Source organism: Corynebacterium freiburgense, from assembly GCF_030408815.1.
In the GTDB taxonomy this organism is placed as follows: domain Bacteria; phylum Actinomycetota; class Actinomycetes; order Mycobacteriales; family Mycobacteriaceae; genus Corynebacterium; species Corynebacterium freiburgense.
Genome location: NZ_CP047355.1, coordinates 2,825,352 through 2,848,217 on the forward strand (window position 1 = coordinate 2,825,352; position 22,866 = coordinate 2,848,217).

Sequence of the window (22,866 nt, forward strand, 5' to 3'; positions counted from 1 at the left end):
GCGTGGGGTTTTTACCACATTTAACCTCCTGGTTATCACCAGGCAGGTAATCTGGTCGTATGGCCGAGAAACCCGTGGCAAGGCCGTTAACCGACGGTTCGAAGCCAAAGCATGCACAGTTGAGAGAAATCCTGGAAGAAATCTGCACAACCCAGCTTTCACCTGGCGATATGCTGCCTGGAGAACGGGTGCTAGAAGAAACCTATGGCGTGAGTCGGATTACCGTACGCCGCGCTATTGGGGATCTTGTTGCGGCAGGAACATTAAAACGTGCCCGCGGCAAAGGGACATTTGTAGCTCCTAGCCCACTTGTTTCAAGGCTGAATTTGGCTTCGTTTTCTTCGGAGATGTCGGCTCAACACTTGCAGGCTTCCAGTAAGATTTTACAAGCTGGTAGAGGGCCTGCACCTGCCGATATCCAAGGGTTTTTTGGTTCTCAATCTGCGCATACACATTTGCGTAGATTACGTCTTGGGGATGGTCGACCTTACGCCATCGATGATGGTTGGTATAACAGCAGATTCGCCCCCGATCTGCTGGAAAATGATGTTTATAACTCTGTCTATTCAATTTTGGATAATGTCTACCAGGTGCCCATCACCGATGCGGAACAAACAGCAACAGCGGTCAATGCTTCAGACGACATTGCAGAGCTTTTGGAAGTTGAGCCGGGAACCGCATTATTAAGAATTGTTCGTCAATCGTTTTCGGGTGAGCGGCCTGTTGAATGGTGCTGTTCCTTATATAGAACTGATCGGTACGCACTGAAAACACATGTGTCGCGCACAAGGGATCATATTGGTTCGCAAAGTAGGAATTCTAGGCGTGTTGGTGAAGGCTCTACTACCGACTCGGCAACAAGTGGTGCATGATGGAACACGATGAATACCATACGCACTGCCCCAACTGTCCGATTGGCTTTGGCCGCCGCCGTGGTCGCCGTCGCCGGATTCGGCGTGACTCGGTTCATGACTCCTACTCAGGAAACTCCTCAATTCACTACACCTCAAGGGGCAGCGCCGTTTACAACAGCTGATGTTGGTGCTTGCCTTACCTGGGAAATTCAAAACGGCACGCTAAAAAATTTTGAACAAACTGACTGTGCTCAAAAGCACCGCTTTGAAGTATCCTCACGAGAAAACCTTGCCACATACCCTTCGAGTGAGTTTGGGCCAAAAGCCCCGATTCCGGATATGACGCGCCAGGCCCAATTACGAGAAGAGCTATGCCGCCAACCCACCGTTGATTATCTCCAGGGCCGCTACGATCCTCATGGCCGTTATTCAATCGCCCCTATTTTGCCGCCTGCAGAGGCTTGGAAAAATGGGGACCGCACTATGTTGTGTGGACTACAGGTCACCGATGATCAAGGTAATCTTCAACTCACTACGGGCCGCGCCAATGAGCAGGACCAGGCACGTGTCGCTCAACCCGGCGAATGTGTGCGTGTCGACGCCGCGCAAGCCACGCACGTCGTAGACTGCGCCGAGCCACACACATATGAAGTAACTGGCATTGTGGATTTAGCAGTACATTTTCCTGAACATGCCCCCAGTATTGAAGAGCAAGATGGGTTCCTTAAAGGCCACTGCACCCAGGTTGGTATGGAATATATTGGCGGTGACGATGCCCTCTACAATTCCACGTTGCAGACCTTCTGGACTACCATCCCGGTGAACTCCTGGGCAGGTGGAACTCACACCGTCAATTGCTCCCTTATTAAAGCCAATGAGGATGGCACATTTGCCACATTGAAAGGTAGCGCCAAGGGCGAATTCACCATTAACGATGCCCCACCTCCCCCACAGCCAACCCGAAACCCGCTTCGGAATCCACAGTAATGATCGAGGTCAGTGACGAGCGCTTTGAAGAACTAGTCGACCTGGGTTTAGACCAAATCCCAGAACAGTTCGTACGCCATATGCGCAATACTGTAATCCTTATCGGCACCTATGATCCTCGCTCCCCTCATATTTTGGGCTTATATGAGGGAGTTGCGCTTCCCGATCGCACATTTAGCAATTCCGGGCATTTACCTGACACGATTACGATCTATAAAAACGCCCTCCAAGATATGTGTTCCACCGAGGATGAACTTATCGAGCAAGTGAAAATCACAGTGATTCACGAGGTAGGCCATCATTTTGGCCTCAGTGATGATGACCTCCATGCCCTCGGCTGGGGTTAACCCCAGCTCACTACATTCCATTCGCCAAACGGTCGGCCCCCTGGATCCAGGATTACGGTGCGACCATTTGGCAGGTAGTTTTCAAATGCAAATTCAGCGGGCACTCCGGTTGCCCATCGTGCCATCGTGCGAATCGCCGCCCCGTGACTCACCAATAGGTTAATCCCATCCCTTGCGGCCAAGGTTTCCAGTACTGGCTGAGCACGTTGAAGCACATCTACATGGTTTTCACCGCCGGGAAGCCGAGAACCAATATCGCCCTCTAACCAACCTTTAAAGGCTTTCGTATACGAGTCTGCTGTTTCACGATCATCCCGACCATCCAATTGGCCAGCATAAATTTCATGTACACCCATTTGGATATCCACCGGTATTTGCTTCCCTGTGGCACCGTGGTACGAAGCAGCCAAAAGTAAGGCTGTTTGCTGAGCACGAAGAGCCACTGAGCAGTTAATAGAAGACAAATCGTATTGGGCGAGTTCTAGCCCTAAATCGCTGGCTTGAGTACGCCCAAGTTCCGTCAATTCCGCACCCGGAGGACGAGTATCAATTATCTTCGCCACATTTGAATGCGTTTGACCATGGCGAACCAAAATCAGCATAAACATTGTCCTTTCTGTGCCGCATCAACCCATGCTGCGGCTTCAGCTAACCGATCAGTATCCGTTCTAGACACTATGTCTAATGTAGGCCACGAACCTAAAAAAGAAAGCTGCTCACAGCGAAGATATAGCGCCCGTAGGGCCTCGGCGATCGGGGCGTCGTCAATATGCCCAATAAGATCAACATGGAACCTATAGGTCCCCAACCCCGTGCGGGTCGGCCGGGATTCAATACGCGACATATCCACCCCACGCAATGCAAACTCCGTCAACGCACCCACCAATGAACCGGGCTTATTCGGCAATGTAAACACCACCGCGGTCCGATCCGCCCCCGACCTCCTCGTAGGAACACCCGGCCTTCCCACTACAACAAAACGGGTCCGTGCTCCCCGCACATCGGCAACCTCATCAGCCATGCGCTCCAAACCAAATAACTCTGCGGCCCGACCAGGAGCAGCCGCCGCGTCAACACGCCCCTCCGCCACCATCTGCGCAGCCGCAGCATTTGACGACGCCGCGACAAACTCCACCCCAGGCAAATGCTCAGCGAGCCAACCCCTTACCTGCTGACGAGCCACCGGATGCGTGGCGAACGTTCGAATCTCTTTGGTGCCTGGCCGCACCAAAATAGAAAACATCACCTCAATATCTGTCTCTTGAAAAATCTGCACCCCATTTCCAGCGAGCGCATCAAACGTAGGAGTCACTGACCCATCCACCGAATTCTCAATAGCTACCACCGCAAACTCCGCATCACCATTGCGAACAGCATCCAATGCTTCCCCCGGACTCCCAACCCCCAACGGCACAACCTCCCCCTCGAAACAGCCCATGCCGACAAAACGCCAAAGAGCTTCTTCCGTAAAAGTTCCAGCAGGGCCAAGAAACGCGACTTTGGTCATACCAAACACTGTATAGGGTTACTCAAGCGGCCTAATACCGGAGGTACCAGTTATCAACTCGCCGCAATCTAGATTGCACACTTTTTGTTGAGGGCGTTTTCCGGCGTTTAATTATGCTTCTGGATGCGCTTCATATCCTTAAAACGTCACTGAGACGTTGTGACCAGTGAGGGAAGTGAAACTTTTTTTCCCTACTTTTTGAAAAACTTGCCCTTTTTGTATCACCCGCCTCTGCAAAACCCCAGGTCAGAAAAACCCAACTGATACAAAATGGAAGGGTTTTTAAAAAACTTGCCCTTTTTGTATCACCGACCGTGTGAGCGTGCTTATTCAAAGCAACCAGACAGCAAACTTGGCCTACGCGCCCAGCCATTCAATTGAGCCCTCGAGCCCGGGGCTGCTACCAAAAGTTACTGAGTAAACTTATTGTTCGTGCCCAAAGATTCCCCGCTTGATTTACCCTTGCCAGCGCTTTCTGCGGCTTTGCACGGGAAAGAAGTGCGACCTTCGGAGTTGATCGAAGAGATTGACCACCGTCTTCCCAAAGCGTTTCCTTGTTTCGCTTCGCTTGATTTGGATTTTGCTTTCGATAATGCCAGGAAGCTGGAGCGAAAGTTTCCGCTTTCACCTACTGCATCGTCAAATTCAAATGTCCGCACGAATCATATTCCTGCACAATTCGATCATTTTTTCGGCTTGCCAATTCCGGTAAAGGATTTATCTCCCGTTCATGGTTTTCCGTGCGCGTATGGCGCGGTGTATCGGCGAGAATTTCCGCAGGTTACAGATCCGTTTATTAGTGCTTTGATTCAAGGCGGAATGGTAGTTCCGGGAAAGTCTCAGACTTCAGAAATGGGGATGACAGCATATACGGAACCGATTGGGTTTCCCGTTGTGGATAATCCAAGGTTTCCTGGTTGCACGCCTGGAGGTTCATCAGGTGGGGCTGCTGTGGCTGTGACTTTGGGGTTGGTTCCTGCTGCTCATGCGTCTGATGGCGGGGGTTCTATTCGAGTTCCGGCAGCGGCGACGGGCCTTGTTGGTTTTAAACCTGCGCATGTAAGTCGAGGTGGAAAGTTGACTGTGCAGGGGTTTATTACAAGGTCCGTGGAGGATGCTGCGTTTTTGCATAGGATTGTTCCGGTTTCGCGGAGGCTGCGTATTGGTGTATTGACACAGCCGCTTCATGGGGATGGCCAGGTTGAGCCGGCGTGGGCTGGTGCCGCAGGTGCGGCCGCGAATGAGCTATCTGATGCTGGTTTTGCAGTGGTTGAGGTCGAGCGTTATGGGGACTGGGTCTTCCAGGCGTTTTCAGAGGTGATTGCTTTGCTTTCGCGGAAAATTAAAGGCAAAGCTTCGCCGATTATTGATTGGTTGCGGTCATTGGAAGTTGATCGGGGCTTGGCGTTGGAGAGGTTTCATAAGGTTTCGGATATTGCGCAACGGTGGGGTGTGGATGTTTTGTTGACGCCCTCACTGGCGTTTGACCCGCCACCTATCGGTACGTTTTCACAGCTTGCGCCTGCGGACGATTTCGCAGCACAGACGGAGTGGACCCCGTGGGCTTCGTTATTTAATATGACCGGAGGTGCCGCGATTTCTATTCCTTATGCTGGGAAAAGTGTGCATTTGGGCGCGGTATCGGCGTCACCTGCGGAGTTACTGGGTGTAGCTGGGGTGTTGCATCGATGAAAAAAGAAATTGGCGTTGTACTGCTTGTGACCTTTGGCATGCAAGGTTTGCGCTCCTTTCTGCGGCTTATCGACGCCCTACTCCAACCGGATCCACTCAACCAGCAGTCAGTGCAGCTACATGCTCCACAGACAACAACATGGCTAGATCCGTTATTGCAATTGACGTCGGCCGGAGTCCTTATCGGTTGGGGACTTTTGGTGTTAGTGCTTTTGGATAAAGACGGTATCCATATGCCGAGGCTGCGCCGTTGGGACTTTCCGCAAGGGGCATTATTGGCTGCGGTAATTGGATTACCAGGTTTGGTGTTATATCTAGGCGCCTTGCAATTTGGTTGGACAAAGGAAGTGATTCCGAATGCAAATGCGATGAGCTTGGTGTGGAGTTTCGCTAATGGGTTCGCAGAAGAAACCGTTGTGGTGTTTTGGCTGCTGGTGCGACTTAAGCAGTTGGGGTGGGGGCCATGGGCGGCGGTCGCGGCGTCGGCAAGCTTGCGAGGGAGTTATCACCTGTACCAGGGGGTAAGCGCAGGTTTTGGAAACATTGTTATGGGAGTGCTATTTGCCTGGGTATATCAGCGTTTTGGGCGTGTGTGGCCGCTGATTATTGGGCATTTCCTTATAGATGCTGTTGCCTTCCTCGGCTATCCCCTCCTAACTGCACTAAGGTAATCCACATGGATGACATAGCCCGCGATAGCTCAGGTAGGCCGATACTTGATCGTTTTGGCCGCCCTGTTCGACGCTCCAGCAGCGCCCAACGAAAGCCTCCGGCGCGTCATTCCGCCGCACTTGGGCAATCACCGCAACAATTGCCTCAGCATCGGAATCCGCAAGGGCCGCTACCTCAACACCGGGCGTCTCGCCCTGGAAACGTCGGGCATGTTCGGATCCCTCAAAACCAAAACCCCAGTTCCACCCAAAACACTGGTGGCGGGTATGGTGGCGGCAGGAATAACAGGCCCCCGGTATATAGCGGTTCGCCGGTACCACAGCAGACACCGAGGAAACCAAAGCGCCCCCGCAAAAAAGGTAGCGCAAAGCGTGTATTTGCATTGGGGCTACTGACAATCCTTACGCTCGTTATCGCAAGTGTGCTATTTATTGATGCTTCTCTTCAACGAGTTGATGCAGACCCTGATGTATCGATCTCAAACACCAGTGGGACAAACTGGCTTCTGGTTGGTTCGGATTCTCGTCAAGGACTCGATGAGGCAGAAATACAACGGCTTGCCACCGGCGGCGATATTGGCCATGGGCGCACAGACACCATTATGTTGCTGCATATTCCCCTAACCGGGGAACCGACACTAGTTTCGATCCCCCGCGACTCTTATGTAGAAATTCCGGGCTACGGATACGATAAAATCAATGCAGCTTTTTCTGTCGGCGGGCCCAAATTACTCACGCAAACTGTAGAACAGGCTACGGGTCTACGCATTAACCATTATGCCGAAATCGGATTTGGAGGCTTCGCAGGAATTGTCGACGCCCTCGGCGGCATTGAAATCTGCGTAGAACAGCCAATCGACGACCCATTGGCTGGGATTAATCTGCAGCCTGGCTGCCAAATTATGGATGGCCCCACTGCTCTAGGATTTGTACGTACCCGTGCGACCCCGCAGGGTGATTTAGACCGCGTAGCTCGGCAACGCCAATTTTTTAGCGCACTCATGGCCGAAGCCTCTAAATTCAAACCGCTCAATACAATTCCGTTTATTACCAAAGCCGCTAGCACTTTTACCGTAGGAAAAAGTGACCATGCTTGGCACCTAGCATGGCTAGCAATACGCATGCGTGGTGGCATGATTACTGAAACTGTTCCTGTTGGCGGCTTTGCAGACTATGACGTTGGCAATGTTGTACTTTGGGATGAAGTGGCCTCCGAGGAGCTATTTAGCAAGCTGCGCTAATCACACTGAGCCATCGCATTCTATGGTTAAAAATCATGCAGCTCCTATGCTGTACTCAAGAAAGTATGTGCGGTAAAATTTATGTATGAAAATTGCACGAATTTTACTGCGTATAGGGCTGATATTCGTGGCCATACTGGTTGTATTAGTAGCGCTAGTATTTGGTATTCGGGCATGGAATACTTCCTCTTGGAAAAATTCTGAAATAGCCTCTGCGCCACCTCCTACAGAAGGTATAACCGTTTCCGATTTTCAAGGCGAATATGCACGTGGCTATCACCTAGTTCCTGATGAGAAAAAACACCCTGGCACCATAGTCACGTTTGGTGGTTCTGAAGGCAGCGCAGATACTGTCACAGCCGCGAAACTCGCAGCTGAAGGGCATGAAGTGTATGCCCTGTATTATTTTGGGCAACCTGGGCAAAAAGAAACGCTCGAAAACGTACCGTTAGAACTCTTTAATGATGTATTGCCCAATTTGTCTAAGCCAATCACTGTCATGGGTGGATCGAAAGGCGCTGAATTGGCGCTTTTGCTTTCAACCTATTATCCAGAAATTGATAATGTGGCTTTAGTTGCCCCCACAATGCACCACTGGCAAGGATTGGGCGGACGAATGGAGTACCACCCCAGTTTCACTTGGGAAGATAAACCAATCCCGTATATTAATTTTTCTCAAGCAGATGGTCCTGTGTTGTTTTGGCAAGCGGTTTCATTGACTCTAGCAAAACCGGTAACATTTGAACCCACCTATTCAAGTGCATTAAAAAACACACCTGAGGCAGAACGCGAACAAGCCCGCATAAAGATAGAGAAAACAAAGGCTAGGTTATTTATTGTTGCGGGTGAAAAAGATGAACTTTGGGGTTCTTCTACCGCTGCAAAGGATATCCAGCAACGTGTGGGGGATAGGGCAGAAGTACACATTTATCCCGATGGTGGGCATGCATTAGGCGCACCAGATGAAGTCGGGTTTTTGCGGCTTGGCGGCACGGAGGAAGCCAATAAAGCAATGGCGGAGGATTCGCATAAGAAATTGCTTCAATGGCTCCCTTAGTCGGGCTAACGGATTGTGACCTGCCGTGATTTAATATTTTCCAATTGGCGCCGTTCGGCTGGCGTCAATTGGGCTTCATTTTCTAGTTCGGCTGAAATGAGTTTATCCAGCGCTTCTAGTGCGGGCGCAAATTCAATATGGGGAATTGTTGGGTCAAGATCAAATACCGGCACAGCAATTCCGTGGGTGCGGAATACACCAGCAAACTTGGTATCTTCCCCCAGGTGCAGCTGACCAGCGGCGCCGATACGGGCTAAAGCACGTAGCAATTGTTCTTCATTGTCTGTGCGCACCCAGCGGATATGCGCTTTTTCGCCTGGATCAATCCACCATGCGCTACCGGAAATTTTGGCTTCAACTGGCCAAGAAGGCATAACTGAGTCGTTGGCTTGCTTCAGTGAGTTTGCCATTTCGGGGTTGAGGTCGGTGTCTTTGGGGAGCCACCATTGGAAATCTTGGTGTGGGGTAACTTCAAATGTTACGGAGCCGAGCAGTTCAGATATTGCGGGTTGGGTGCCGTCAGCTACGCAACTTTCCAGAGTTGATCCTGGCGCTGCATTAAGTGCCCAAGTCAGCGCATATGCAAGGTCACGGCCTGGGTTGTGTGAGCGGTTACGGGTTTGCAGAGCCACAAAGCGCTCCCCACCGATTTCGGCTTCACGGATTAGGCCTGCGACTGCGCCTGGTAGCACGGTGACAATATTGATTTCTACATCGTTAATGGTGGCTGTGGCCACGGCTGAAGGTACGAATTCTTGCATGGCCACCAATTCAGCTTCCATTGGCAGTTCATTGTATGGGCGCGGATCACGTTCAAATGCGGCGCGTTCTGCTGCCCGAGCTGCGAGTTTTGCCTGGCGGCGGCTCATACCTTCGGGGAGGTCATCCTTCTTTTTCTTTTTAGCCATGTTTTCGAAGATACCGCACCTTAGTTTTCGTCCCAGCTCTGGATATGGCGCAATAGCATTCTGGTTTTGCGTTGGCTGCGTCCGAGTTTTCGGCACAGTTTTACTAGTACTTCAATTGCGGAGGTAATGTGTGGGCCTTTATTCAACATGACGCATTCGGCTCTAAGCGCAAAGGCGGCGTCGGTTATTTCGGCCCGGGACGGCAGCCCAGATTTTGCCATTGTTTCGAGTACTTGCGTGGCTAGGATTACTGGCACATGGGCAGCTTCAGCCATTGACATAATGTGCGAAGGTACTTCCGCCAGGCGTTCAAAACCTAGTTCTACGGCAAGGTCGCCGCGCGCAATCATAATGCCAAGTTTGGGATGGCGCATTCCTTCTAGCAGGATAAGTGGAAGATTTTTATGTGCAGGGATGGTTTCAACTTTAAGAATGAGCCCTAGGTTTTCGGGAACGCGTTCCAGAACATAAGCCACATCTTCTGGAGTGCGAATAAAACTTACGGCCACAATATCGGCATGTTGCGCAATAAACTGCAGGTCGCGTTCGTCTTCTTCAGTAAGGCTGGGCAACGGTAATTGCGTGTCAGGGAGATTTATGCCTTTGTGGGCTCCCAGATTGGCGGTACCACGGGTGATTTCCAGTGTTCGGGTTTCTTTATCTGCCGCACAAACGATAGCGGTAAGTGCGCCGTCATCAAAAATTACACGTTCCCCTACTTGTAGTGCCCGTACTGCTTCCGGAAGGGTACAACCCAGGACAGGTGTTTGTCCTGGTATAGGCACACAATCATCTTGGGCTGTAGTAAGAATAAGTTGATCACCTTGAGTGAGCCGTAAGCGTTGCAATGTTGGGGGAATGCCACTCAAGATCGCTGTGGAACCATTACAGGTTATTGGGGTGCCGTCAGCAATCCAGGCATTGCGCTGACCTTCAGCAAGGACGCCTTCACCTGAAATCTTCACCACAAATTCGCGCGCTAGTCCGCGGTTATCAATAAGCGTGACGACGTCCCCCTCCTTGCGGTCGGCGAGCCAGGCGGCGTCGACACGCGCACACAATGCTGGGCGACCAAGAACATCGGGGGCGGGGATGCCAGTAGTGTTCAACCAGAGATGCGATGGGTGAATGACTTGGCCAGCGGCGTCGCGAAGTACGCGTGCACGCCCAACCGCAGGGCCAGGGGCAATGCCCGCTGTACGAATCTTTGGCCCTGCAAGGTCCATACTAATGCGCATATTTGGGCGAATCTTATGCACGTTTTCGATCATGGCTCGCCAAACTTCAGGCCCATCATGAGCGCAATTAATGCGGGCTAAATCCATTCCAGCATCAATAAGCCCACGAACAAGGTCAAGATCATATGCGGCTTCTGTTGGCAATGTCACCATAATTCGCGACGGTGCCTCGTCATCCCCCGGCCCAAACAGTTCAAGTGTGTGCTGTTCAAGAATTTCATCAGCGTGAGCAAAAGCCTCGGCCAATTCTTGCTTTGTATAAATAATCGCGTCTCCATACAGGGCACCCAAAACGTTGCGTGCAGCCTTAAGCCTTGCTTTGACCGCAGGCTCCGCTGTAGACAGCCGCGTAGCGCCAAATGCCTCCAACCCTGCTTGAAGACGCCGTTGATCGCGCGACCGCAAATGCGCATAGTGCACCATATTCAAAGCACCATGCGCATGCGTTGAATGCACCAAATCTAACTGCCGTGCAAAGCGGGCTGATTCTTGATCCAATTCAGAAAGCAAACCATCAACATCCGCAATAAGCCGAGGCAGATCTGGCGCCATAGTGTCTCCTATTCAGCTGGGAAAAACTGCTCCTGAATGGCGCGCAATGTAGCAGCGGAATGCCGAAAACGCTCTTTCTCATGATCGGTGAGTTCCAACTCCACCGCACGCCGCACGCCCTTACGGTGAATAATAGCTGGTGTACCAATATAAATGTTGCTTTCGCCGTACTCGCCATTGAGCAAACAAGAAACTGGAAGCGCAACATCCTGGTTATGCAAAATTGCGCGGGTAATCCTGGCTAAGCCCATACCAATGCCATATGACGTGGAGCCCTTGGCGTCGATAATCGCATATGCAGCATCACGTGTTTCTTCGAACACTTTTTCAAGACGAGACTCAAGCGTTGGGTCCTTTTCCAATTGCTTACGCATAGACACACCAGCAATAGTTGCGGACGAAAGCACAGGTAATTCCGTATCACCATGCTCACCAATAATGTAGGCATGTACTGAAGTTGGAGCTACTTCATACATTTCACCCAACATGTAGCGGAAACGGGCAGAATCAAGAACAGTTCCGGAACCCAATACGCGATGCGAAGGTAAACCAGAGTACTTCCAAACCGCATAACTCAAAATATCCACAGGATTTGAGGCAACAAGGAAAATCCCATCAAATCCACTGGCCATTACTTGGTCAACAATGGACTTCATAATTTTCATGTTCTTGTCAACCAGCTGCAAGCGCGTTTCGCCAGGTTTCTGGGCTGCACCGGCACAAATAACCACCATAGCGGCGTCATTACAATCCTCGTAACTGCCTTTGGTTACTTTTGTCCGAGAATGCGACCACACAACACCGTGGTTCAGGTCCATCACATTGCCTTCAAGCTTTCGCTCATCAATATCAATGATTGCCAGGTGATCGCATGTCCCCTGATTGACTAGCGCGTACGCATAAGCAACACCAACATCCCCCGCACCAATGAGTACAACCTTGTTTCCGACGCTGACCTTCATGTCCGCCCTCTTTCAACTGCCTATATGGTTCCCATAAGCCTATGCCCGATTATTTCCGTTTACAAGCTTTCAACGTGGAAATGTGCCCGATTTCTCACAGGATACAATGCTGACCATGTTCACCTTCCGAACAGCTTCCATAGGAAGCGCAACCGCGCTTTGTATGGCAGGCATCGCATACTATAGCCACACACTTATACCTCTTGACCATTGGATATTCTCTTTTTTCCAAAGAGAACGACCTTTTGCACATGGAGTAACAGCGTTCACTCACTTTGGGCAATTCCCTATATTGACCGCAATCTTGGCAATCCCGACTGCATATATTTCCTACAAACGGCGCTCAGCTTTTCCGATTGTTTTCTTTAGCGCTACGGCCGCCACCAGCACCCTAGTCTCTCACGCACTTAAAGTTCTTATAGAGCGCCCTCGACCACCACATGAATTTGCCATTGCACCTATTGAAAACACCTGGAGTTTTCCGAGCGGTCACACCATGAATGCAGCCCTAATCACCGGAATCTTCGCGGTAATTATTGGTTCTAAGTATGCATATTGGCTAGCGCTTAGTTTCTCGCTTCTTATGGGTTTTTCTCGAATCTATCTAGGACACCATTGGTTTAGTGATGTATTCGGCTCCTTCGCCATAAGCCTATGTCTTTTATTTCCGATTACTTTTTGGTTTTTCCGCTTTCAGAAAAATCTTTGGGCGCCTCACCATAGCTCCACAAATCAGACTTAGGTCAACCAGGACATCTCAACTCCACACGTAACCATCCACAACCACGGCTTTAGGTATCAAATAAGAGTGCGATATTACCTCCTCCCTGTCTGCAAAATCCTCCAGCTTTACTTGAGCGATTTTGTGATGGTTACCGCACTCGATGAATAGCAACACCCGATAAGCAATTTTTATTTTGTTAGCAATTTATCGCCAGAAGCTCAGCCTCAAAAATACCGTTTTTTAACAGTAGATAACCATCGAAGTGTATCAATTTGAACACTTTCCGAAAACATGTAAAAAAGGGACGTACAATCAGGCAACGTGACCATCCAAGCAATTCTCTTTGACCTTGACGGGACCCTTATTGACCACTATCGATCCACTCATGACGCATTAGAAGCATGGGGGTCCGCCCTCAATAAGTCTCCGGAAGTCGAGCGTTGGTTCGAAATTGAGCAACGATGGTTTAAGTCCTATGAGCAAGGCAAAATAACGCGCCAAGAGCAACGGCGAAACAGTGTTCGAGAGTATTTGGGGCAGCCATCTTGTTCCGATGCTGAAGCAGACACACTATTCGAACAACTCTTTGCACTGTATTTAAAGAATTGCCAAGCTTTCAATGATGCTAAATCGTCGTTGAATCACGCTTTAGCCACAGGTGCCAAAATTGGCATTCTTACCAATGGCACAACAGAGATCCAAAAATTAAAACTAGAGCGTACTGGCCTTGCACACCCAAAGATTACATTGCTGACCAGCGAGGAGTTGGGGTATTCGAAACCTGACCCTCGGTGTTATCAGGCGGCGCTCGAGCGACTTGGTGTAGAGCCTTCCAAGACGTTAATGGTTGGGGATAATTATGCAAACGACGTCCAAGCAGCCGTGGATTGTGGTCTGATTGCTCGTCATTTGGATCGACGTCGAGGTCAAACGTTAGACCACTACCCACCTAAAATTCCTAAATTAGTGGTGAGTGATATGGACGGTACGCTCCTTGATGAATCTGGCGCAATACCACCTGGCTTCTCCGATATTCATGCGCAAATGCAAGAGTTTGGTGTGACATTCGTACCAGCCAGTGGTAGGCAGTATGCCACCTTGGCTAAACTTTTCCCCGATACAGATACATTTATTGCTGAAAATGGCAATGTATTAGTCCATCAAGGCGAAGTTATCCACTCCACCGTTCTTAATCCGCGCATCGTCCAAAAACTTATCGACGCCGTGCGCACCATCGATTTGCCAGCAAGTTTAGTGCTATGCACAGCCGATATTGCCTATATCGAGGACGGTTCAGCTGAATTTCGCACCGAAGTGGAAAAGTACTACGCATCTTATGAGATCGTCGATAATTTTGATGATCTTAAGGACATCGCTTGCGTAAAGGTTGCACTATTTGCCTTTGAAGGCTCGGAAACATATCCCACTCCCGATCTCGGCCCAGAATATGTGGCCACGATTTCCAGCCCATATTGGATCGACGTCATGGATTCCAATATCAATAAGGGAGTTGCTCTCCTAGAACTGCAAAGTGCTATGGGCATTCGACGTGACCGTACAGCGGCCTTTGGAGACTATCTCAATGATCTTGAAATGATGTGGGAAGCAGAACTTTCTTTTGCAGTTGATAACGCCCATCCGATTCTTACAAATGCAGCTAAATGGCGCGTACCTTCGAACAAGGAAAACGGAGTCATAAAAACCCTAAATGCACTGTTTTTGTTGACCTGACCCCATTTTTGCTAAGTTAGTTTCTATGAAAATTGGAATCGTAGTAGGCAGTATCCGCGAAGGCCGTGTGGGCGAAAGCATCGGCCAGTGGGTAGCTGAGAATGCCACCGGCGCAGACTTCGAAATCATCGACATCCAGAAGTTTGATCTCCCTCTCTTCACCGGCGACACCCCTCCGATGATGCTCAACAAAGAGTACAAGGATGCAAAGGTCGCAGCTTTCAGCAAGGCAATCGACGATTGCCAAGGCTTTATCTTTGTAACCCCTGAGTACAACAGCTCTGTTCCTGGCGCTTTCAAGAACGCCATCGACCACCTCGCTTCTGAGTGGAACGACAAGCCAGTCGGCTATGTTGGCTACTCCTTCGGTGGGGGCCGCAATGCTGTTGCGCACTGGCGCACCATCATGGGCACCCTTAAGGTCAAGGATGTTCCAGAAGAAGTTTCCATCAACCTCGGTTCCGATGTTGTTGACGGCAAGCTCAATGCTTCCGATGAGCAGGTCAAGGCCCTCAACTCCCTCGTTGAGCGCGTTATTGCCGCTGCCTAATTGAGCACTTTGCTCTAATACAATAAAAGGGTGGTTGCGTTTTCCCGCAACCACCCTTTTTGCCTATCCGGGTCTATACTCCTAACCGCAGGCAACACCTGTGGAATGATGTGGGCAGTATCCTTGTGGATTTTTATCAAGATACTGTTGGTGATAATCCTCTGCCCGGTAGTACTCTCCATGAAGCGGTGCCACTTCTGTAGTAATTGGACCGTACCCATGCACAGCCAAACGTTCAGCGTAATCATTAAGGCGTTGCTTAATGTGGGCGGCGTCGTCAATCGCCGAATCGCCTAATGTGTAGAACGCTGAACGGTACTGTGTACCTACGTCATTGCCCTGACGAAAACCTTGCGTAGGATCATGTGCTTCAAGCGCGGCCGTAATAATTGTGTCCAAAGAAATCTGCTCAGGATCATAGACCACTTCCACCACCTCGGTATGACCAGTACGTCCCGTACACACTTCCCTATATGTTGGGTTTGGTGTATAGCCGCCTGCGTACCCAACAGAGGTTGACTCCACCCCATCTAACTCCCAGAAGAGCTTTTCCGCACCCCAGAAACAGCCAATTCCAATAAGAATGCTTTGTTGTCCCTCTCGCCACGGACCTGTGATTGGAGTTCCCAATACGGTATGTGGTTTTGGTTCGTCCAGGACCGGAGCACTGCCGCCTCGGAGTGCAGTTTCAGCGGTGACCATTTCTGGCGTTTTCTTAAACACCCAACCCATGTACAGCTTCCTTTCTTCTCGCAACCTGCAACACATGCGAGCTCCTAAATATTTCTCTACATAAAGGCGTGCCTTGCGCAAGTTCGCATTTGCCTTATCATGGGTAACACCAGACTTAGAAAGGACAAGTATGGCCGTCTACGAACTCCCCTCACTCGACTATGCATACGATGCGCTCGAGCCGCATATCTCCGGCGAAATCATGGAACTCCACCACACCAAGCATCATCAAAACTACGTAAATGGTGCGAATGCAGCCCTGGAAAAACTCGAGGATGCTCGCGCAAATGGCTCCATTGGGGTAGCCGTTACCGCACTAAGCAAAGATCTAGCCTTTAACCTCGGCGGACACACCAACCACTCACTCTTTTGGAAGAACCTTTCACCAAATGGTGGTGGTGAACCCACAGGCGAACTTGCAGAAGCAATCAACCGCGACTTTGGCTCATTTGAAGCCTTTAAATCGCACTTCAATGCTGCAGCTCTAGGCCTTCAGGGCTCCGGCTGGGCAGTTTTAGGTTATGACAAGGTTGGTAAGCGCCTTGTTATTGAACAAATGACCGATCAACAGGGCAATCTCTCGATTGACCTCGCTCCACTACTTCTTCTCGACATGTGGGAACACGCTTTCTATCTTCAGTACAAGAACGTTAAGGCAGATTATGTAGACGCCGTATGGAACGTTTTCAACTGGGATGAAGTTGCTGCACGCTATGCAACCGCAGTGAAGTAAAATCACATTCGTTTCTTTGTGGGTTGTGCTCGTCGTAAAATTGACAGGCACAACCCACAAGCGTATTTATCGCTTTTTATTGCACCAGTGGGGCCCCAATCAACCCGGCGATTCGATATCGTCTATGCATGAGTGGATTACACCGCGGTGACCGACAATATCTTCGCGCTGTACTCGCCATGGTTGCGGCTGGTCTAGCTTCATTCAATACGCTATACGCAACGCAAGCACTTCTTCCCACACTCACCCAAGATCTAGGCATTTCGCCATCACAGGCGGCTCTTACTATATCCGCCACCACTGGAGCACTCGCTGTTTGTATCGTCCCGGCATCCATACTTTCGGAGCGATTTGGACGTGGACGTATTCTTAGCGTCTCAGTCGTATTCGCAGTTGGCCTTGGACTTGTATTGCCGTGGTTGCCTTCAATTGAAGCTTTTATTATTGGCCGCACAATCCAGGGAATCCTTTTAGCCGGAGTTCCAGCTGTAGCAATGGCCTGGATCAGCGAAGAGGTTCGCATCGAAGATCTTGGCCATATGATGGGGCTCTATGTGGCAGGCACATCTATCGGCGGACTTTTAGGCCGCCTAATTCCCGCTACTGCGGTAGAGTTTATGCCTTGGCAAAATGCTGTTTTTGTCAATGGGTGCATTGCATTGACGTTTGCTGTACTTTTCGTTTGGTTGCTCCCCAGTCAACAGCGCTTTCACCCGAAAACCCTGACTTTTAGGTCAGAATTCCGGATCATGGTGATGCACTGGAAAAATCCAAAACTGGCAGCACTTTTTATTTCAGGCTTTCTTAATATGGGTGCCTTCGTTTCGCTTTATAACTACTTGGGATATCGGATGGTCTCTCAGTTTCATTTGAGCGAAGCAGTCACCGGATCACTATTCCTACTGTTTTTATCAGGCACCTGGAGCTCAACTACCGCCGCAACACTTGTAGCAAGATTTGGAACGGCAAACACTGTTGTTGGCCTCGTTATAACCTCCACACTCGGGCTCATTGGATGTGCGTCAACCCACTTCGGCATAACCATGGTAGCTCTTCTGCTTTTTACTGCCAGCTTTTTCGCACTCCATTCCACAGCTTCAGGCGCTATTGGCAAAACTGCAATTTCACACAGAGCTGAGGCTACAAGTATGTACTTGTTTTGCTACTATTGCGGTTCTTCTGTCCTTGGCTGGGTGTCCGGTTATATATTTTCTTATTTCGGCTGGGCCGGCCTTATCTGTGGACTACTTTTTCTTATGACCATATTTGGTACTGCAGCAGTATACTTCGCTAATAAAAACTGACCAGTCCCCCACAGGACCAATATATCAACATTGCAGCTATAATATTTTTTAAGTTTTTTAGTATTTCAACTATTACTCCTATAGGAATACACAATCTTGCGCCCATTTTCGCCTACATAGCGACAAAATATCTGCACTCAAGATTTATGTGACACGTAACCTATTTCTCACGAGGTTTTCAATGAGCGAATCATGCCCCAATTTATTAGGGCCCAATCAAAAATTGCCGAGGGGGATACTTTTCCAGAGTGTTAACACTCACGAGAGCACTTACATGAAACGATCAAGAAGACTCATTGTGCAAAAAAGCGAAAATCTACCAATTTTTCTTAGTGCAAGATTGGAATACCTGGCGCTCCGTGACTTAACCATTTTCTAACCGCCCCCGTTGCTAAGCAATCATCCCGGTTATAGCGAAGTATTTGCTCACGTATTTCAGCGTTATTTTCATTGAAAGCTTGCCTATACGCATTCACACTAGCTTCACCATCTAAATCACCTTCCCAATAAAAACCCGCCACACGCGCAACAATCTTTAATCCCAGCCCCTCGGGGCCCACTAATTGCTTCCTTACTTCACGGAATACATCGATCCAGTAAGGGGAGTTCAGAAAAGCATTGACCTCCCCCTCACTTGGAACTCCAGGGTAGCCCGCAAATCTTTTCGCAGAACTCCTCATCCAGTAGTTCTCACCATGGTTGGAGTAACAGTAGACCGCGATCGACTTGCCTTGTGTTCTAGCTTCCAAAAGCTTGGCCTTTAGATAGTTCCAAAACATAGCGAAATTTCGCGCTTCTGCCTCACCACCGAGCGGCTCCCAGGTTACAAATGGAATGTACGTTTGACCATCGCTAACACCCCACAGATAAGCACCATGGTCTAGGTACGCTTCCAAATCAATATCTATTTCAATATCATATCGAGCCATAGTTACGTCATTGCGACGCAATACTGGAATTCCCTTCCGCCACGCCCGCGCCAACTGGGAAGATTCACCTAGGTTGGCGTCGATAAGCTGCTGCACTGTAGTGATGCCCTGATTGATATAGTGCGAGCCAGAGTCCCCACTCAGTAGCAGCGAAATATCATCGCGGGCCACTAGTTCGCGTTCGCAATCAAACCAATATCTGCAGCTCTTGCATTCTTTCATGCGTCGCGGAGTAGTTGGTTCTGGTGTTTCCAACGCTTGCGTTAGACCGTTTTGCAGAGGCGCTACCGGCTCAATAAAAGTAAGTGAAGGGTCTTGCCCTATTGCGCCACCTTTGCCGCTGGCTAAACCGTATTCTGCAAGAGCTCGGTCAGCAAGGGCTAGACGGTATGTATCAGCAGCATGATTACGAACTTTCCAGCCTGCATAAACTGGACGACCGATGCCCAATTCGCTCGTGGGCACTGTCTCTTGTTTCGCCGTTTTCGCTGGTCGAGCCACCCTGTGACTGCTTACTACCACAGGAATATAGTTGTCGGCATCGCGCACAAGGACGTCGATATGCACCCGCACATCCGACACCACAAACTCCGCATTTGTAATAAGATCTGCGCCGGCCACCAACGCATCAAAGGTTTCCTCTTCCCCGAGGGCGTCAATACGCGTAAAACCAGGGATTATCCCAGCCTGCGGCAGTAATTGCATTGCTTGACGACGCCCCTCCTCCGCACGGGCCGCACGTTGCTTTGCTGCCTCTGTCGGCGGGACGTCAGGAAACTTCCTACGTTGCACAGCACGATAACGACAGCCCAAAAGATCCGTAATGTCCTTTTCCACAATGCCTACCAGCCTAGACAGGTAAGGTGATAACAGATAAAACACCCTCAACTCATTAGGGAGAGCCATGGGAATCTTCGAAGCAATCCGCAAAAGCCGAGCCCGCACAAAAGCCGAAATCAAAGCCGCAAAAGTAAAGGCCAAAGAAGAAGTTCGGCTAAATGCAAAGACCCAACTCCACCAAGCAAAACTCCTCGCCGCCCAAGAAAAAGCACTCTTGAAAGCAGAACGACGAGGACTAAAAGCAAAGCGTAAGCATGAACGCACTATGGCGAAAAATACACTCGCACAAATGCGGGCTGGTCGATTTAATAAAGCGAATATTATGCGCTACAGTGCTGCAGCTCGCGTGTTAGTACCTGTTTTAATTCCACTGGCATATCGCGCAATCACTTTTGGTCGGGAACAACTTCTTTCTTTGAAAGCTCAGCGACTCGGAGTAAGTGCACACGAATTAGCACAATATTCTGGCCATGGAGCACCTTTGAAAGCGCGAATTGCGGGAATCCGAAAGACAGTTGAGAACACAAAGCTTCCAAGTGGGTTTGTTCGCGATGTCAATGAACGCCTAGATCAATTAGATAGTGCAGTAGATAATTCAGAATATATGACTGGGGAACAACGTCGGCGTGTTCATCGAAGCACTTCAAATGACCTCGATTTGCTACTTCAGGAAGTTCAACAAAAAATTCATTCGGTCTAATTTTGAACTAAAATCCCCAAATTGTTTCTTGGCATATATACTAAACAGAAGAACACGCAGTTTGCGCACCTCTTCAGTAATAACAACCGCCTACTTGGCCCAAGAAGCAAGGATTTTTGAGTTATGGCACGCCGAGAAATTACTCAGTACTTCGATGACCTGAACAACACTCCGTTGACTCCAGATAAGCTTCATGTAATTCGCTTCTCTGTTGACGGTATTGATTATGTGATGGATCTCTCTGCAGAAAATGCAGATATGTTCCGTGAAGCCCTCAAACCATACATTGCCGCAGCTCGCCGCGACGCCGCAGCCCGCGGTCGTCGTCGTGCAGCTGTACCTACCAGCATGAATGCTTCCCGCGCACGCACCCGCGCAATTCGCGAGTGGGCTCACGACAATGGCTATACCATTGCAGAACGCGGAAAGATTCCTGCCACAATTATTGAGGCATACGACAACGCACACTCCAACTAGTTTGGGGTCCCGAAAGAGGGCTATTACACATGGCCCTCTTCAACTCTTTAGCCAAGTGCTTTTGAGCTCACTGCTGTTCTAATTTTATCTGCTGCACACAATCGCTACCCCGCCAGCACCTTAATAACGTTTTACGTTTCAGGTTGTTGCTCGGCCTGGGTTTCCGCAGACTCCTTTTTGGAGCTGCGTTGTGTGCGGCGTTCTTTTTTAGCGGCCATACGTAGCCTACGAATTTCCCGTTTTTTCTCGCGCTCTGCACGAATTTGTTCGCGATATTCCTTTTTTATTCTGATGATCTCTCGCCGATGCTCGAGTAGTTTGTGCGGCTGGACAAGCATCAACAATCTATGTCGGCGGATGCTTCGTTTTCGCTCCTTACGTGCAGTCTCTTTTTCTAACCTGCGCACAAATGCTTCATCTTGGAAATTCTCGAACTCATCTGTAAGTGGCATTTTTCGATCAAGGAGCACAGAAATCACCACAATCTGGGCAAGGGTCCATAGATTGTTAGCTACCCAGTAGACCACAATTGCCGCAGGAACTGGAGAGTACACAGCCGCAGAAATCAGCATAAACGGAATCACCAAAACCATAAAGATAATAAAGCGATTCATCCGCAGTGCTACACGGTTTTCATGATCGATGGTGAGGTATGAACGCCGAATTGAATACGCCATATTCCCAACCGTGAAGATTGTTGCAACAACTACGAGCGGTAGCACAAACCAAAACACATCATCACGGTTGGTGTTTAGTTGCACCAATTGTTCTGGTGACATGGATACATACGCAGGAACTGGAATATCCCAGATCCTTACTTTTAGAAAGGAACGTACCTCATCACTATTTAAAAATCCGATGGGATGGATAACCTCAGCATCGATTCCTTCAACAGGTCGTGCCATATGGAGTAACACCTGGTACAAACCAATAAACACAGGAATCTGAATCAATGCCGGAAAGCAACCAGAGCTTGCATTGAAATTATGCTCCTTATGCAACGCCTTAATTGCTTCTCGTTGTTCCTTATCTGCATCTGCATCTGTACGCTTAGCAAACGAATCCGCAATCGCCTTTGTTTGCGGACGTAGATTCACCATAATTCGGGTAGCCCGTAATTGCTTCCAGGCAAGCGGCAAGACAATTGAGCGCACAGTAACAATCAAACCGAATAAAGAAACAAGCCAAGCAACCTGGTCATTTACGCCGAAAACATCATGCAGAACCAGATGCCAGAGCTTCATCACTCCAGAAACTGGGTAGATGAAAACTTCCATTTGTTTCCTTTCAGATTGATTCCTCGGATAGATGGTAGCGCGCAATGATAAACTCTGTCGCCATGAGCCATGCTGCAGAGCCGCGACGCCTGAGCTTTACCCAAGTATTAGGTGAACTGTTTATTACAGCCGGTGTCCTCTTTTTTCTTTTTGCTTTCTATGAGTCTTATTGGACAAACCTTGAAGCCAATAGGCAACAAACCCGAGTTTCAGACAAGCTCGATGAACAGTGGAAAAACGTAAACCCAAGGCAAAAGCTAGCCCCTGAACTCGGTGAAGCGTTTGCGCGTATGTATATTCCAGCGTTCGGCTCTGATTTCCATTTCGCAATTGTGGAAGGCACAAGTGATGAAGACTTACTCGCCGGTCCAGGGCGTTATACCGAAAGCCAATTTCCAGGGGATCCAGGTAATTTTGCAGTTGCCGGTCACCGCGTAGGAAAAGGTGCCCCTTTTAATGATCTTGGAAACCTCAATACATGCGACGCCATCGTGGTTGAAACCAGCACGGCATGGCAAATCTATCGGGTTCTGCCGATCGATGCTCAAGGTGAGCAACGACGTTCCGAAGCACTGCATTGCTTAAGCCCAGAACAGGCCGAACGTCTAACCACTGGAGATTACTCCGGTGTGAATGGTCGTATCATTACTGTACCTGGCGATATTGCTACCATTCATCCCATCCCTGGAGTGGCGACCACAGAAATAAACCCAGGTATGGAATCCCTGATGACTATGACAACCTGCCACCCTCAATTTTCCAATGCTGAGCGAATGATCGTGCATGCGATGCTGGTTCGAAGCGAACCAAAACAGCAAGGTCAACGCCCAGCCGAACTGGAGGAAAGCTAATA

At 49.5% G+C, this 22,866-nt stretch carries 23 protein-coding genes; 15 read left to right on the forward strand and 8 right to left on the reverse strand.

Annotation, left to right across the window (positions count from 1 at the left end; genetic code table 11):
- Nucleotides 1-59 precede the first annotated feature (59 nt).
- From CFREI_RS12690 to CFREI_RS12700, 3 genes are read left to right on the forward strand one after another with little or no spacing between them, the layout of a single operon-like run.
- The gene (locus tag CFREI_RS12690; protein WP_084170764.1) at nt 60-872 is read left to right on the forward strand and encodes a GntR family transcriptional regulator; all 813 of its coding nucleotides are present in this window, start codon (nt 60-62) and stop codon (nt 870-872) included.
- A gap of 9 nt (nt 873-881) precedes the next feature.
- The gene (locus tag CFREI_RS12695) at nt 882-1,841 is read left to right on the forward strand and encodes a septum formation family protein (protein ID WP_027012880.1); all 960 of its coding nucleotides are present in this window, start codon (nt 882-884) and stop codon (nt 1,839-1,841) included.
- Entirely contained in the window at nt 1,841-2,188 is a 348-nt protein-coding gene (locus CFREI_RS12700; RefSeq protein WP_027012879.1) for a metallopeptidase family protein, read from the forward strand. The genes CFREI_RS12695 and CFREI_RS12700 overlap by 1 nt, the downstream gene beginning before the upstream one ends.
- On the opposite strand, the gene CFREI_RS12705 is transcribed toward CFREI_RS12700, so the two are convergent.
- Together CFREI_RS12705 and pheA are read right to left on the reverse strand one after the other, a co-directional pair.
- Entirely contained in the window at nt 2,185-2,790 is a 606-nt protein-coding gene (locus CFREI_RS12705; RefSeq protein ID WP_240483213.1) for a histidine phosphatase family protein, read from the reverse strand. The genes CFREI_RS12700 and CFREI_RS12705 overlap by 4 nt on opposite strands.
- A complete protein-coding gene (pheA, locus tag CFREI_RS12710) occupies nt 2,784-3,695 on the reverse strand; it encodes a prephenate dehydratase (RefSeq protein ID WP_027012877.1) in 912 nt (303 codons plus the stop codon). Before pheA ends, CFREI_RS12705 begins: the two co-directional genes overlap by 7 nt.
- A 432-nt stretch (nt 3,696-4,127) precedes the next feature.
- On the opposite strand from pheA, the gene CFREI_RS12715 reads away from it, so the two are divergent.
- The 4 genes from CFREI_RS12715 (at nt 4,128) to CFREI_RS12730 (ending at nt 8,356) form a co-directional block, all read left to right on the forward strand.
- Complete coding sequence (locus CFREI_RS12715; RefSeq protein ID WP_035112200.1) at nt 4,128-5,387, forward strand: amidase; 1,260 nt, start codon at nt 4,128-4,130, stop codon at nt 5,385-5,387.
- Nucleotides 5,384-6,058: a CPBP family intramembrane glutamic endopeptidase gene (locus CFREI_RS12720; protein WP_027012875.1), complete on the forward strand. Its 675-nt coding sequence runs from the start codon at nt 5,384-5,386 to the stop codon at nt 6,056-6,058. Before CFREI_RS12715 ends, CFREI_RS12720 begins: the two co-directional genes overlap by 4 nt.
- Nucleotides 6,059-6,063: 5 nt before the next feature.
- The gene (locus tag CFREI_RS12725) at nt 6,064-7,299 is read left to right on the forward strand and encodes an LCP family protein (RefSeq protein WP_084170763.1); all 1,236 of its coding nucleotides are present in this window, start codon (nt 6,064-6,066) and stop codon (nt 7,297-7,299) included.
- An 85-nt stretch (nt 7,300-7,384) separates the two neighbouring features.
- Complete coding sequence (locus CFREI_RS12730; protein WP_027012872.1) at nt 7,385-8,356, forward strand: acyl-CoA thioester hydrolase/BAAT C-terminal domain-containing protein; 972 nt, start codon at nt 7,385-7,387, stop codon at nt 8,354-8,356.
- Between the two features lie 5 nt (nt 8,357-8,361).
- Here CFREI_RS12730 and CFREI_RS12735 read toward each other — a convergent pair whose 3' ends face one another.
- Genes CFREI_RS12735 through CFREI_RS12745 form a run of 3 tightly spaced genes read right to left on the reverse strand, consistent with a single transcriptional unit; the run spans nt 8,362 to nt 12,016 of the window.
- Complete coding sequence (locus CFREI_RS12735) at nt 8,362-9,264, reverse strand: DUF5926 family protein (RefSeq protein ID WP_027012871.1); 903 nt, start codon at nt 9,262-9,264, stop codon at nt 8,362-8,364.
- Between the two features lie 20 nt (nt 9,265-9,284).
- Nucleotides 9,285-11,054, reverse strand: coding sequence for a pyruvate kinase (locus CFREI_RS12740; protein WP_027012870.1), 1,770 nt, complete (start codon nt 11,052-11,054; stop codon nt 9,285-9,287).
- An 8-nt stretch (nt 11,055-11,062) separates the two neighbouring features.
- On the reverse strand, nt 11,063-12,016 hold the full coding sequence (locus CFREI_RS12745; RefSeq protein ID WP_027012869.1) for an L-lactate dehydrogenase: 954 nt from the start codon (nt 12,014-12,016) through the stop codon (nt 11,063-11,065).
- Between the two features lie 163 nt (nt 12,017-12,179).
- Between CFREI_RS12745 and CFREI_RS13405 the strand changes: the two genes are divergently transcribed.
- The 3 genes from CFREI_RS13405 (at nt 12,180) to CFREI_RS12755 (ending at nt 15,021) form a co-directional block, all read left to right on the forward strand.
- Nucleotides 12,180-12,758 carry a phosphatase PAP2 family protein gene (locus CFREI_RS13405; RefSeq protein ID WP_353959539.1) on the forward strand — a complete coding sequence of 193 codons (579 nt, stop codon included), beginning with the start codon at nt 12,180-12,182 and terminating at the stop codon, nt 12,756-12,758.
- A 303-nt stretch (nt 12,759-13,061) separates the two neighbouring features.
- Entirely contained in the window at nt 13,062-14,471 is a 1,410-nt protein-coding gene (locus tag CFREI_RS12750; RefSeq protein WP_051255972.1) for a Cof-type HAD-IIB family hydrolase, read from the forward strand.
- Between the two features lie 25 nt (nt 14,472-14,496).
- The gene (locus CFREI_RS12755) at nt 14,497-15,021 is read left to right on the forward strand and encodes an NADPH-dependent FMN reductase (RefSeq protein ID WP_027012867.1); all 525 of its coding nucleotides are present in this window, start codon (nt 14,497-14,499) and stop codon (nt 15,019-15,021) included.
- 81 nt (nt 15,022-15,102) lie between these two features.
- Here CFREI_RS12755 and msrA read toward each other — a convergent pair whose 3' ends face one another.
- The gene (gene msrA / locus CFREI_RS12760) at nt 15,103-15,753 is read right to left on the reverse strand and encodes a peptide-methionine (S)-S-oxide reductase MsrA (RefSeq protein ID WP_027012866.1); all 651 of its coding nucleotides are present in this window, start codon (nt 15,751-15,753) and stop codon (nt 15,103-15,105) included.
- A 130-nt stretch (nt 15,754-15,883) separates the two neighbouring features.
- Here msrA and CFREI_RS12765 point away from each other — a divergent pair, with 130 nt between their 5' ends.
- Both CFREI_RS12765 and CFREI_RS12770 read left to right on the forward strand, forming a co-directional pair.
- Nucleotides 15,884-16,486 carry a superoxide dismutase gene (locus CFREI_RS12765; RefSeq protein ID WP_027012865.1) on the forward strand — a complete coding sequence of 201 codons (603 nt, stop codon included), beginning with the start codon at nt 15,884-15,886 and terminating at the stop codon, nt 16,484-16,486.
- A 128-nt stretch (nt 16,487-16,614) separates the two neighbouring features.
- Complete coding sequence (locus CFREI_RS12770) at nt 16,615-17,790, forward strand: MFS transporter (protein WP_035112197.1); 1,176 nt, start codon at nt 16,615-16,617, stop codon at nt 17,788-17,790.
- Between the two features lie 329 nt (nt 17,791-18,119).
- Here CFREI_RS12770 and CFREI_RS12775 read toward each other — a convergent pair whose 3' ends face one another.
- Nucleotides 18,120-19,556: a TM0106 family RecB-like putative nuclease gene (locus CFREI_RS12775; protein ID WP_027012863.1), complete on the reverse strand. Its 1,437-nt coding sequence runs from the start codon at nt 19,554-19,556 to the stop codon at nt 18,120-18,122.
- Nucleotides 19,557-19,623: 67 nt separating this feature from the next.
- On the opposite strand from CFREI_RS12775, the gene CFREI_RS12780 reads away from it, so the two are divergent.
- Nucleotides 19,624-20,259 carry a DUF6474 family protein gene (locus CFREI_RS12780; RefSeq protein ID WP_027012862.1) on the forward strand — a complete coding sequence of 212 codons (636 nt, stop codon included), beginning with the start codon at nt 19,624-19,626 and terminating at the stop codon, nt 20,257-20,259.
- A gap of 123 nt (nt 20,260-20,382) precedes the next feature.
- Nucleotides 20,383-20,736: a histone-like nucleoid-structuring protein Lsr2 gene (locus CFREI_RS12785; protein WP_027012861.1), complete on the forward strand. Its 354-nt coding sequence runs from the start codon at nt 20,383-20,385 to the stop codon at nt 20,734-20,736.
- Between the two features lie 131 nt (nt 20,737-20,867).
- Here CFREI_RS12785 and yidC read toward each other — a convergent pair whose 3' ends face one another.
- Nucleotides 20,868-22,013 (reverse strand): membrane protein insertase YidC, encoded by a 1,146-nt coding sequence (gene yidC, locus CFREI_RS12790; RefSeq protein ID WP_035112196.1) that lies wholly within the window; start codon nt 22,011-22,013, stop codon nt 20,868-20,870.
- Between the two features lie 62 nt (nt 22,014-22,075).
- Between yidC and CFREI_RS12795 the strand changes: the two genes are divergently transcribed.
- Entirely contained in the window at nt 22,076-22,864 is a 789-nt protein-coding gene (locus tag CFREI_RS12795; protein ID WP_027012860.1) for a class E sortase, read from the forward strand.
- Nucleotides 22,865-22,866: the final 2 nt, after the last annotated feature.

Excerpts from the sequence above, each read along its gene's own strand:
- CFREI_RS12705 (WP_240483213.1), bottom strand. The coding sequence starts at position 2,790 with ATGCTGATTTTGGTTCGCCATGGTCAAACGCATTCAAATGTGGCGAAG.
- CFREI_RS12755 (WP_027012867.1), top strand. The coding sequence starts at position 14,497 with ATGAAAATTGGAATCGTAGTAGGCAGTATCCGCGAAGGCCGTGTGGGC.
- CFREI_RS12700 (WP_027012879.1), top strand. The coding sequence starts at position 1,841 with ATGATCGAGGTCAGTGACGAGCGCTTTGAAGAACTAGTCGACCTGGGT.
- CFREI_RS12745 (WP_027012869.1), bottom strand. The coding sequence starts at position 12,016 with ATGAAGGTCAGCGTCGGAAACAAGGTTGTACTCATTGGTGCGGGGGAT.
- CFREI_RS12740 (WP_027012870.1), bottom strand. The coding sequence starts at position 11,054 with ATGGCGCCAGATCTGCCTCGGCTTATTGCGGATGTTGATGGTTTGCTT.
- CFREI_RS12725 (WP_084170763.1), top strand. The coding sequence starts at position 6,064 with ATGGATGACATAGCCCGCGATAGCTCAGGTAGGCCGATACTTGATCGT.
- CFREI_RS12695 (WP_027012880.1), top strand. The coding sequence starts at position 882 with ATGAATACCATACGCACTGCCCCAACTGTCCGATTGGCTTTGGCCGCC.
- CFREI_RS12720 (WP_027012875.1), top strand. The coding sequence starts at position 5,384 with ATGAAAAAAGAAATTGGCGTTGTACTGCTTGTGACCTTTGGCATGCAA.
- CFREI_RS12690 (WP_084170764.1), top strand. The coding sequence starts at position 60 with ATGGCCGAGAAACCCGTGGCAAGGCCGTTAACCGACGGTTCGAAGCCA.
- CFREI_RS12765 (WP_027012865.1), top strand. The coding sequence starts at position 15,884 with ATGGCCGTCTACGAACTCCCCTCACTCGACTATGCATACGATGCGCTC.
- CFREI_RS13405 (WP_353959539.1), top strand. The coding sequence starts at position 12,180 with ATGGCAGGCATCGCATACTATAGCCACACACTTATACCTCTTGACCAT.
- CFREI_RS12770 (WP_035112197.1), top strand. The coding sequence starts at position 16,615 with ATGAGTGGATTACACCGCGGTGACCGACAATATCTTCGCGCTGTACTC.
- msrA (WP_027012866.1), bottom strand. The coding sequence starts at position 15,753 with ATGGGTTGGGTGTTTAAGAAAACGCCAGAAATGGTCACCGCTGAAACT.
- pheA (WP_027012877.1), bottom strand. The coding sequence starts at position 3,695 with ATGACCAAAGTCGCGTTTCTTGGCCCTGCTGGAACTTTTACGGAAGAA.
- CFREI_RS12785 (WP_027012861.1), top strand. The coding sequence starts at position 20,383 with ATGGCACGCCGAGAAATTACTCAGTACTTCGATGACCTGAACAACACT.
- CFREI_RS12735 (WP_027012871.1), bottom strand. The coding sequence starts at position 9,264 with ATGGCTAAAAAGAAAAAGAAGGATGACCTCCCCGAAGGTATGAGCCGC.
- CFREI_RS12730 (WP_027012872.1), top strand. The coding sequence starts at position 7,385 with ATGAAAATTGCACGAATTTTACTGCGTATAGGGCTGATATTCGTGGCC.
- CFREI_RS12780 (WP_027012862.1), top strand. The coding sequence starts at position 19,624 with ATGGGAATCTTCGAAGCAATCCGCAAAAGCCGAGCCCGCACAAAAGCC.
- CFREI_RS12795 (WP_027012860.1), top strand. The coding sequence starts at position 22,076 with ATGAGCCATGCTGCAGAGCCGCGACGCCTGAGCTTTACCCAAGTATTA.
- yidC (WP_035112196.1), bottom strand. The coding sequence starts at position 22,013 with ATGGAAGTTTTCATCTACCCAGTTTCTGGAGTGATGAAGCTCTGGCAT.